Raw genomic sequence first — 10,097 nt, forward strand, 5'->3', positions numbered from 1 at the left:
TCGATTAATTTGAGCGCCCCGCGGATATTGTTGCGCTACAACCACTTATTCGCAGGTGCCGCCAAGGGAAGGTGGATAGCTTTCGATACAGTTGATGATTTTTAAACGAGCATAGGGCTCGAAATCAGTAAAAGAATTCTTATGCAAGGTCCACAATTAGTCATAAAAGAACAAAAGCCGACGCTCTGGTACGTCGGTATCGCCGCTTTGGCATTAGTCGTTATTCTGATTACCTATTTTATCGGTCGATTTCACGACAAAGCGATTCAAGAAGCGTTGAATGAGAACGTCGCCAACTTGCAACAAGAGTTGGATAAAGTTCAGCGGGCGTACCTGAAAGCTAATGAAAGTCTTGTGATGCAAGCGCAAACGGCCAAAGTCGATAATCAGTCAAACCAGCAGCTCGTTGAAACAGTCAAACAACTGCAAGAGTCAGAGCGTCAACTTCAGTCTGAGCTTCGCTTTTATCGGAATATAATGGCACCCGAACTTGATAAGCAAGGTTTGACTATCGCCGAATTTGATTTAATAAAACCATCTCCCGAGAGTAACCCTCGTTTTAAGTTAGTACTCACTCAGGTGGGTCGACATGAGCAATTTTTGAAAGGCGAAGTGCAACTCAAGGTTCATGGTAAAGTGGGTGAGGTGGTAAAAGTCTATCCGTTTCGTGAACTAGGTACTTTTAGTAATAAAGATTTTCAGTTCCAATTTAGATACTTTCAAAATATCGAAGGTGAGCTTTCTTTACCGGAAGGTTTTACCGCAGAATATATAACGATAGAAGCCAGAACCCGAGGGCTTCGCAAAAACCAAACAGCACAAACACAAGTTAACTGGACCATCTAGGAGAACAGTATGTTGGGTCGAAAGAAGAATCAATCGCCAAAAGCCAAAGCGGGTGCGGCGGATACATTGATTAGCAAAGAAGCCAAGATCAATGGCAATATCAGTTTTACCGGCGTGCTGCATATCGATGGTCATGTACAAGGGGATATCACCGCAGAAGAATTTGAAAACTCACTATTAACCATTGGCCAGAATGGCTACATAGAAGGGGAAATTAATGTCCCGCACATAATGGTATTTGGCCGAGTTAAAGGGGATGTGCACGCACTTGAACATATTGAATTAATGTCAGATGCCAGAATCGAAGGTAATGTCTACTACAAACTTATCGAGATGGCCATGGGGGCAGAAGTCAACGGGCAAATGTTGCACAAAGAAGAAAAACCTAAACTACTCGCCCATCAAAACAAGGCAGAAGCAGAAAATGCTGACAAAACTAAGGCCGAACCTTCCCCACAAACAGAGTTAGAAGTCGACACCGCAGCTAAGTCGTAATTGTTGCCAATAACGATTGGTTTCGTCTTTGAATAAACAGAAATCCCTTATATATTGCAGGGTTATATCATAGTAATGTCCTATGAAATAACTCTGTGATGATTTGCCTTTGCGAGCCGATTAGGGAATAATCGCGTTCATTAAGTCGTGTTTTTTACCAGTAAAGAGTTTCTTATGTCTGCAACAGGCGTAGCATCAGTGAGTCCAATTATTTTCACCCAAGCAGCGAGCGCGAAGGTGAAAGAGTTGGTGACCGAAGAAGAGAATGAAGCACTTAAGCTGCGAGTTTATGTAACGGGTGGCGGGTGTTCTGGATTTCAGTACGGTTTTACTTTCGACGAAAAACAAGCCGACGATGACATGGTGATAAATCGTGATGGTGTTTCGATGGTTGTCGACGCATTGAGCTTTCAATATTTAGTTGGCTCTAAGGTAGATTATCGAGAAGATTTAGAAGGATCGCGGTTTGTTGTGGAGAACCCAAACGCAACGACGACATGTGGTTGCGGGTCATCGTTTTCGATATAGTGATGCGCAAAAACGAGAAAGGCGACCCTTGGTCGCCTTTTTTATGCTTCCTCTGTTTGCAGCGAGCTTTCGCTGAGACTCGTCGAATTAGCGGCATCGGCATCAGCTTCAATCGGCGAATTGCTTTCTAAGTAAAGCGCGATAGTATAAAGCAGAACGCCAAACAACAGCGCGGCGCCGCGAATTGACCAGCCGATGGATTCTCCCCAGTTATCGATCCAAGTAACAAAGCTATAATTTAAGCCGAAAAGTGTGAGTAGAATATAAAGGGTTCCGAAAGTCGTTAGCAATAGTCCTAAATTTTTCATGATGCCGATCCTTTTAAATCAATAGTAAAAATGTTTGCTAGCTTGAGAGTTGTGTCGCTCAATCCACCCAACTAATCTAGTCTAGATTTTAAAAAATGAACGAGTAGCGTTAGAAATCCCGTTTTTTTGTGAGACAATCCACACTTATGAATGACTCCGCATCTAAAATTGAGAAACATGTTTTTGTAGACAAGGAAAACTTGCCACTCATAGCGCATTTGCAAGCGATTTGTCCGGAGTTTTCCAAGCAAAAACTCAAACGAATTTTGCAAGCGGGCTCAGTGTGGCTAACCCAGGGAAAATCAACTAAGCGAGTTCGCAGAAGTCAACGTAAACTCGGCATCGGCACACAAATCCATTTATATTTTGATGAGCAAATCTTAACTCAACAGATTAACCCTCCTGAGCTTGTCGCCGATGCAAAAGATTTCAGTGTTTGGAATAAACCTAAAGGGATGTTCTCTCAAGGTACCAAATGGGGAGACGCTAACTCAATTTGTCGTTGGGTTGAGCAAAATGGTTTTCCCGATAGACCTGCTTTCCAAGTACATCGTCTCGATCGTGCGACCAGTGGATTGATTTTGGTCGCCCACAATAAATCGACCGCTCGAAAACTGACTGCCTTGTTTGAAAATAGACAAGTCGAAAAACATTATCGAGTATCAGTTGAGGGAAACTTTCCAACTATCGATTTAATTGATTCGGATATCGATGAAAAACAAGCAAAAACCGTGATCTTAGAATCGAGTTATAATGAAAATCTCAATCAATCTGCTTTAATCGTGCGTATTGAGACGGGTCGTAAACATCAGATTAGAAAACACTTAGCTAGCCTCGGTTATCCGGTAGTGGGCGATAGGCTTTACGGCAATAATTTTCCTGATGCGCTAAAAACTCCAACAATAAACGAACTCACAAAGGGCATACCGACTGGGGAAATTCGTGCAAAGAATCGATTGTCAAGAAATGAGCGAGCGGATCTTCAGTTAGAGTCGTGCTTCTTGCGGTTCAAACTATCTGATGATGACAAGCGTTATGAGTTTAGTTTGCCTAAATAATTCAAGAAACCAATAACATGATTTGAGCAAAAAATTAATGCTATGTTTTCCACGAGTCTTCAAACTCTAGGGCGAGCTCGTTGAATAATGCGTTCAAACGGAGTGGATTGATCAAGCGTGCCTAACATGCGGCTGGCATTTGAGTTAAGCCGATTATTGATGAAAGTTTCTGCAATAAAGTCTTCCGAAAATTGGATAAGCGCTGATGCTTGCCACACCAAAGCAAGCTTCTCCACAGTAGCTCTCAATTGTGATTCTTGCATTGGGGTGTTGATTTCCTGCTTAATCTCATTCAATTTGTCATCAAACAATTGATATTTGCCTTGCGCCAACTTTAGCTCTGCCATAAACGAGGCTAAAACTTTCGGTTCTTTGAGAATTGCGCGCGCGACATCTAAGCATTGAATATTACCCGAGCCCTCCCAGATGGCGTTGACCGGTGATTCACGATACAGTCTCGCCAAAACATTTTCTTCGATTGCCGCGACGCCACCGATGCACTCCATGGCTTCAGCCGTATGAAGAGATGCCCTTTTGCATACCCAATATTTACCAATGGCTGTCCCCAACCTGATCAGCTGCGATTCTCTTGAACTGTCGAGGTTGTCGAGTGCTTTGGCTAACCGCATACTGATTGCTAAAGCGGCTTCAGATTCGAGGGCGAGATCGGCGAGGACGTTTTGCATCAATGGTTGTTGATGAAGGTTCTTCCCAAAAGCATCGCGGCCACCTGTATGATGAATTGCTTGTGCGGTGGCCAATCCCATTAAAGCTGCCGAACCCACCATGCAGTCAAATCGGGTCATGGAAACCATCTCTAAAATTGTTTTAACACCTTTACCTTCATTACCGATTAACCATGCAAATGCATTTCGAAATTCGATTTCGGAGGAAGCATTGGACACGTTGCCCATTTTATTTTTAAGGCGTTGTATATAGAGTGAATTTTTTTCACCGTCAGGTTTCCATCGCGGTAATAAAAAACAAGATAAACCTTGGTTGGTTTGTGCGAGTACTAAAAACGCATCGCACATAGGCGCGGAGCAAAACCATTTATGCCCCGTCAAAAGATAGGCCTCTCCGGGGCCCGCTTGGTCCAGTGCTTTGGCGCGACTCGTGTTGGCGCGTACATCGGACCCGCCTTGTTTTTCAGTCATTGCCATACCGATTGTGAGCCCCTCTTTTTCGAAGAAGGGAATATTTCTTGAGTCATAAATGTTGGCGGTAATCTTCGGTAGCCACTCTTTGGCGATATTTTCTTGTAACTTTATTGCTGGTACGGCCGAGAACGTCATGGTGAGCGGGCAGCCACTGCCGGGATCGGCTTGATAGTGTAAGTACTCAATTGCGGCTCTCACCACGTGAGCGCCAGGTTGCGCTTCCTTCCAAGGGATAGAGTGATGACCGATCTCGATAGCGGCTCGCATTAACTCATGATAGGCCGGGTGATAATTTACCTGATCGATCCGGCGGCCAAATCGGTCGTGTGATTCTAATTCTGGTTTGTATTTGTTCGCGGCAAATCCAGCATCTAACAATTCATGGCCTACCTTGTAGCCATACTGAACCAATCGTCCTTCGCCCCAACTTCCCGCAAATTGGTCAACATAGTGGGTTAGTATCCGATCACTAGAATAAGCATTGTATTCGCAAAGCGGTTCTGGTTGATTGAGTACCTGATGGGTTTGGTAAGTAAAATCGTTTGACATAGCGAGTAGTGATACTTGAGTAATAAAAAGTTAATCGAGAATGGTTCAGCCAAATACCTTCTAATAAATACGTTTAAAACATAGGTGTTGAACTGCGCTTTTTGTTAATAAGCGGTTTGTCCAAATTAGCTTAATAGGAAGGAAACTATAACATGGATGTAGGAAATCGTCAGATACGCTTCAAAAACATGAGTTCTTTTTTTGTAACTGTCTAAGTTCTAGTTGTGACTCAACGATTAGTGCGAGTTCCCCTTTTTGCTTTTTATACTCTGTCCAGTGCTTGTTTTCTATCGCCCCCAACATTGCATAAAGCAAGTTAAAACTCGGTTGCTTGTTCGACTTTTCTGCTATTGATACAAAAATTTCAATAGCACCAGTTTCGATTAATTCGCCAAGCGTTTTGATACCGTAGTTAGCGAGTTGTTTAGCGCTCACTGGCCCTAAGTTTCTGCATTGTATTATTGGCGTTTTCGAACACTGCATGGTTTATCATCAAGGCAAGTATAGGGCCCCAAGAATTTTTTCTGAGGAAGCGCCGGTGACCGAGGGTAAATTACCACTTTGGAGATGCAGTCTTTGCCGAGCGAGCCAAGCAAAGGTCATCGCTTCTAAATAATCACCACTAATGCCAATTTTATCGCTGGCAAAAATAGTCTGCTTTAAGTGATGTTCGATACGTTCTATTAACAGACGGTTATGAGTACCACCTCCACAAGTATAAACATTGAAGGCGTCTAAAGATAAATCTTGAATGGCTTTTGCAATCGTAATTGCACTAAATTCGAGGAGCGTCTTTTGTACGTCAGCTGGCGATGCATTACTATCAGATGTCGTTATTTTCTCTTCAAGCCAATCGATAGAGAAGTACTCTCTACCAGTACTCTTGGGTGGGGCTAGTTCAAAGTAAGGATCGTTTAAACAATGTGTTAAAAGCGACTGGTCAACTTCCCCTTTTTGGGCGAATCCTGAGTCACGATCGAAATCATCAACTCGAGCTGGATGTTGTTTCATAAACCAAGCATCCATCAAAGTGTTGGCTGTCCCGGTATCGAATCCAATAACGTCGCTCTCTGACTCCTTGGGAAGATAAGTTATATTGGCGATGCCACCTAAATTCAAAATAATGCGATTTTCTTCTGTCGACCGCATAACGGCATTGTGAAACGCGGGAGCTAATGGTGCGCCCTGACCGCCGGCGGCAATATCCATGCGCCTGAAATCTGCGACCGTTTGAATGCCCGTTTCTAGCGCGATGATATTGGGATCACCAATCTGCAGTGTAAAAGGAAACTCGAGTTTAGGTTGATGTCGAATTGTCTGACCATGACTACCGATAGCTTTGATTTTTTCCTTAGGGATGTTTTTAATAGATAAAAACTGATTAACTGACGCCGCAAACACATGGCCCATTTGCACATCCAATTTGCCCATCAGTTCAATACGATTTTCCAGGCTTTTCAAATTTGACTCGTTATCAGCAAGGCTGCACAACTGTCGAAGCGAATCTTTTATGGGAGCGGTTATTGGATGGAGGTAATGCTCAACAAGTTCGCATCGAGCTTGGTCTATCTTAACGAGCGCAACGTCGACTCCATCAATACTCGTTCCACACATCAAGCCAATGTAGAGTTCGGAGTCTGAATTTTCATCATGAATCTGCGACATTAAGGGGCAACTGTATTGTCACTATTTTTAACGGAGTTGTGTGCATATAACTGCGTAAGCCATGGACGTGTCGCATTGGTAAAACGTGCCTTTTCTGATTTATCAATCGGCTCAGCTTGCGGTAGTTTTACCGTTCGTGGATTTCGATGCACGCCATTGACAACAAACTCATAATGCAGATGTGGCGCTTCGGCTAAACCGGTAGCACCAACATATCCGATCACTTGGCCTTGTTTGACACGCTTACCTCGACTAACGGCGCGCTTAGACATATGCAAGTATTTAGTGACTATGCCTTGGCCGTGTTGGATAAAGACATACTTACCATTAAATTTGTTATAGCTTGAAGCAATAACTTTTCCGTCTCCGGCGGCACGGATAGGCGTTCCTGTTTTTGCCCGATAATCGATTCCCCGGTGAGCTTTCCATTTTTTGAGGATTGGATGGAAGCGTCGTGGTTTAAAGTTGGAACTGATATATTTAAATTGCAACGGGGCGCGCAAAAACGCTTTGCGCATGCTCAAACCTTCTGGCGTGAAGTAGCTGGTCGAATTGTTAATATCAGTGTAGCGCACTGCTTTGAAGCTTTTGCCTTGATTGACGAACTCGGCGGCTAAAATTTCGCCATTACCAATTTTTTCACCTTCTAAATACTTTTCCTGATAAAGCATTGAAAAGCTATCGCCTTTACGGATGTCCAAAATAAAATCGATGTCCCAGTCAAAAATATTAGCCAGCTGCATGACTTGGGTATCCGTTAACCCTGCAGCTTTGCCTGCTGCAAAAAGTGAGTTTTCTATGACGCCTTGAGCATAGGCCGTTCTGTATTCGATCGACTTGTTTTCGAAGCGGCTGGCTAAGCTGCCATCGACTTTTTCGATAAACAGCGTTTTTTGAATATCAATCGTATACCTGAGAGCCATTAAATCTTTATCGTTGGATAACTGGTAGTCGAGAACTTCGCCTGGCTTGAGGTTTTTCAGCATCTTGGTGTTTTCATCGAGGGTGATGACTTGGTGAACTTGCTGCGGCGTTAGGCCGATTCGCTGAAATATCTTGGAGAGGTTGTCACCTTTGCGAACCGATTCGCTTTTCCAATTATTCTCACTATCAATAGCCGCTATCGACACTGTCTCTGGTTGTATGCGTTTAATTTCGAGGGGGATTTCAATCGGATCTGAGTATTGTTTATTGTCAATGTTAGTTTCGACAACCTCGATTTCTTGGTTAACTTCTTCAACCACCATTAACGTTTCTGGTTCAGGCTCAGAACCAGACAAGATCAATGTCAAAGTTAAGATACAAATTGCCATAAAACCGATGAGGTAAGGATGGAACATCCATTCCGGTAAAGGCAGTTTATGGGAACGACTAACGAACTCTTTGTTATTTTGTGGCTTGTAATCGTGTTTAATCATACAACTTTGCTTGAGTTCCGTATAAAATGCGCGCTGGCGTTGATTTTGATTGTATTCAAAGTCCGGAAAATAGGCTAGTCCGGTTGCGGTCTCAATATTATCGAACTTCGCGCCGGATTTAAAATCCTAATGCGGCTAATCGCTGCTTTATTAATGATGAGGCCAAAATATGGCCTTGAGAATTGGTTTTATCGAGTAAATCAGGTTTTTGTTGGTAAAAATATGGCAGAGCAAGACTTAATTCAGGATCTCTCCTGGCGCGGCATGATTCAGCAAATGACAGCTGAAGATGAATTAAAAGAGCACCTCTCTGAGGGCCCTAAAACGGTTTATTGTGGTTTCGACCCAACCGCGGATAGTTTGCATATTGGTAGTCTGGTGCCCTTGTTAGCATTAAAGCGCTTTCAACAATATGGCCATAAACCCATCGCTCTAGTCGGTGGAGCGACTGGCCTTATCGGTGACCCATCTTTCAAAGCGGCTGAGAGACAACTCAATTCCGCTGAGGTTGTAGAAGGTTGGGTAGAGCGGCTGAAAGAGCAAGTGAGTCAATTCGTTGACTTTGATTGTGGCGAAAACTCGGCTATTGTCGCTAATAACCTTGACTGGACTAAAGATGTAGACGTTTTGTCCTTTCTAAGAGATGTGGGCAAACACTTTTCAGTCAACGCCATGATTCAAAAAGAGTCAGTGAAACAACGAATTGATCGCGAAGGTGCTGGTATTTCATTTACCGAGTTCACTTACATGATTTTACAGTCCTATGATTTTGCTGAGCTCAATAAACGTTATGACTGTACCATTCAAATTGGTGGTAGTGATCAATGGGGAAATATCACTGGAGGAATCGACCTTACCCGTCGTATGAATCGTCAGCAAGTGTTTGGCATTACCTTACCTCTAGTCACTAAAGCGGATGGGACCAAGTTTGGTAAAACAGAGAGTGGTACTATTTGGTTGGATCCTAAGAAAACGAGTCCCTATGCTTTTTACCAATTTTGGTTGAATACGGCCGATGCAGATGTATACAAGTTTTTACGGTACTTCACGTTTTTGAGTGAAGCGGAAATTATTGCAATTGAAGAAAAAGACAAAGACGCGCAAGGTCGTCCGGAAGCGCAAGGTATCCTCGCTCGTGAAGTCACCAAGCTGGTTCATGGTGACGAAGGTCTTGCTGCAGCAGAACGAATTACTCAAGCAATGTTCAGTGGCTCGTTGTCTGATTTAAGTGAGAGTGACCTCGAGCAGTTAGCGCAAGATGGCTTACCGAGTAGTGAACTGCCAGTTGAAATGGGAGAAAAGCCATTGACGAGTTTGTTGGCTGAATGCGGTATGGTTAATGCTGCACGTGAGGCCAAGGATGCACTGGGTCGCAATGCCGTATTGGTTAACGGGGAAGCAAAAGGTTCTGCCGACAATATGAATAATTCTCAGACGTTCGCGCAAGAGAAGGCTCTTTTTGGCAAATTTTTCTTGGTTAAACTCGGTCGTAAGAAGAACCATTTATTTGTCCTTGGCGATTGATATAAGTCGTGAAACGGGAGTCGGAAAAGGCACTTCGATGAAGCGCCTTTTTTGTTTTTTGGATGTAAATTAACCGATCTGAAAATAAATTTATCTTTTCATTAAAAAAAGCTTGCCAACAAATTTCAACCCCCTATAATGCGCGTCCGCTTCGGGGGAAATGCAACGCAAATCACCGAAGAATGGGTCAACAAAAAAGACTTTAAAAAATAAGTCATTATGATTGTTGACAGGGTGTCTGAAGCTAGTATAATTCGCGCCCCAAGCTTGCTGAGCATGTCCTCAGGAGCGATGTTCTGAAACATTGAAGAAAAAGCAATCTGTGTGGGTACTCATTGATGAATTCACAGTGGTTTTGACCACAAAATTTATCAAGAGATACACCATTGATTGATTTGAGATAGGTTACTTGATTTATTAAGTAATTTAATTTCCTAATTTAATCAGTATTCTTTTGAGCTATTTAAGAACTTTAAACTGAAGAGTTTGATCATGGCTCAGATTGAACGCTGGCGGTATGCTTAACACATGCAAGTCGAACGGCAG

Annotated in this window: 10 protein-coding genes and 1 rRNA gene; 6 read left to right on the forward strand and 5 right to left on the reverse strand. The window is 43.1% G+C overall.

Annotated elements, in window-relative coordinates; all coding sequences use genetic code 11:
* Window positions 1-141 precede the first annotated feature (141 nt).
* The 3 genes from FLL45_RS14785 (at window position 142) to erpA (ending at window position 1,869) form a co-directional block, all read left to right on the forward strand.
* Entirely contained in the window at window positions 142-846 is a 705-nt protein-coding gene (locus FLL45_RS14785) for a DUF6776 family protein (protein ID WP_142942828.1), read from the forward strand.
* 9 nt (window positions 847-855) lie between these two features.
* Entirely contained in the window at window positions 856-1,341 is a 486-nt protein-coding gene (locus FLL45_RS14790; protein WP_142942829.1) for a bactofilin family protein, read from the forward strand.
* A gap of 174 nt (window positions 1,342-1,515) precedes the next feature.
* Complete coding sequence (erpA, locus tag FLL45_RS14795; RefSeq protein ID WP_142942830.1) at window positions 1,516-1,869, forward strand: iron-sulfur cluster insertion protein ErpA; 354 nt, start codon at window positions 1,516-1,518, stop codon at window positions 1,867-1,869.
* A 41-nt stretch (window positions 1,870-1,910) separates the two neighbouring features.
* Here erpA and FLL45_RS14800 read toward each other — a convergent pair whose 3' ends face one another.
* A complete protein-coding gene (locus FLL45_RS14800) occupies window positions 1,911-2,177 on the reverse strand; it encodes a hypothetical protein (protein ID WP_142942831.1) in 267 nt (88 codons plus the stop codon).
* 146 nt (window positions 2,178-2,323) lie between these two features.
* On the opposite strand from FLL45_RS14800, the gene FLL45_RS14805 reads away from it, so the two are divergent.
* A complete protein-coding gene (locus FLL45_RS14805; protein WP_142942832.1) occupies window positions 2,324-3,235 on the forward strand; it encodes a pseudouridine synthase family protein in 912 nt (303 codons plus the stop codon).
* Window positions 3,236-3,294: 59 nt separating this feature from the next.
* On the opposite strand, the gene FLL45_RS14810 is transcribed toward FLL45_RS14805, so the two are convergent.
* From FLL45_RS14810 to FLL45_RS14825, 4 genes are all read right to left on the reverse strand, one after another.
* Entirely contained in the window at window positions 3,295-4,944 is a 1,650-nt protein-coding gene (locus FLL45_RS14810) for an acyl-CoA dehydrogenase family protein (RefSeq protein ID WP_142942833.1), read from the reverse strand.
* Between the two features lie 180 nt (window positions 4,945-5,124).
* Window positions 5,125-5,427, reverse strand: coding sequence for a TfoX/Sxy family DNA transformation protein (locus tag FLL45_RS14815; RefSeq protein ID WP_142942834.1), 303 nt, complete (start codon window positions 5,425-5,427; stop codon window positions 5,125-5,127).
* Between the two features lie 9 nt (window positions 5,428-5,436).
* Window positions 5,437-6,609 carry an anhydro-N-acetylmuramic acid kinase gene (locus FLL45_RS14820; RefSeq protein WP_142942835.1) on the reverse strand — a complete coding sequence of 391 codons (1,173 nt, stop codon included), beginning with the start codon at window positions 6,607-6,609 and terminating at the stop codon, window positions 5,437-5,439.
* A complete protein-coding gene (locus FLL45_RS14825) occupies window positions 6,609-8,027 on the reverse strand; it encodes an OapA family protein (RefSeq protein WP_142942836.1) in 1,419 nt (472 codons plus the stop codon). The genes FLL45_RS14820 and FLL45_RS14825 overlap by 1 nt, the downstream gene beginning before the upstream one ends.
* Window positions 8,028-8,249: 222 nt before the next feature.
* Between FLL45_RS14825 and tyrS the strand changes: the two genes are divergently transcribed.
* Together tyrS and FLL45_RS14835 are read left to right on the forward strand one after the other, a co-directional pair.
* Entirely contained in the window at window positions 8,250-9,551 is a 1,302-nt protein-coding gene (gene tyrS, locus FLL45_RS14830; protein WP_142942858.1) for a tyrosine--tRNA ligase, read from the forward strand.
* Between the two features lie 474 nt (window positions 9,552-10,025).
* Window positions 10,026-10,097: ribosomal RNA gene (locus FLL45_RS14835) — 16S ribosomal RNA — on the forward strand; the annotation flags it as partial.

Source organism: Aliikangiella marina (genome assembly GCF_007004765.1).
Lineage (GTDB): Bacteria > Pseudomonadota > Gammaproteobacteria > Enterobacterales > Kangiellaceae > Aliikangiella > Aliikangiella marina.

Excerpts from the sequence above, each read along its gene's own strand:
- FLL45_RS14785 (WP_142942828.1), top strand. The coding sequence starts at position 142 with ATGCAAGGTCCACAATTAGTCATAAAAGAACAAAAGCCGACGCTCTGG.
- FLL45_RS14790 (WP_142942829.1), top strand. The coding sequence starts at position 856 with ATGTTGGGTCGAAAGAAGAATCAATCGCCAAAAGCCAAAGCGGGTGCG.
- erpA (WP_142942830.1), top strand. The coding sequence starts at position 1,516 with ATGTCTGCAACAGGCGTAGCATCAGTGAGTCCAATTATTTTCACCCAA.
- FLL45_RS14800 (WP_142942831.1), bottom strand. The coding sequence starts at position 2,177 with ATGAAAAATTTAGGACTATTGCTAACGACTTTCGGAACCCTTTATATT.
- FLL45_RS14805 (WP_142942832.1), top strand. The coding sequence starts at position 2,324 with ATGAATGACTCCGCATCTAAAATTGAGAAACATGTTTTTGTAGACAAG.
- FLL45_RS14810 (WP_142942833.1), bottom strand. The coding sequence starts at position 4,944 with ATGTCAAACGATTTTACTTACCAAACCCATCAGGTACTCAATCAACCA.
- FLL45_RS14815 (WP_142942834.1), bottom strand. The coding sequence starts at position 5,427 with ATGCAGTGTTCGAAAACGCCAATAATACAATGCAGAAACTTAGGGCCA.
- FLL45_RS14820 (WP_142942835.1), bottom strand. The coding sequence starts at position 6,609 with ATGTCGCAGATTCATGATGAAAATTCAGACTCCGAACTCTACATTGGC.
- FLL45_RS14825 (WP_142942836.1), bottom strand. The coding sequence starts at position 8,027 with ATGATTAAACACGATTACAAGCCACAAAATAACAAAGAGTTCGTTAGT.
- tyrS (WP_142942858.1), top strand. The coding sequence starts at position 8,250 with ATGGCAGAGCAAGACTTAATTCAGGATCTCTCCTGGCGCGGCATGATT.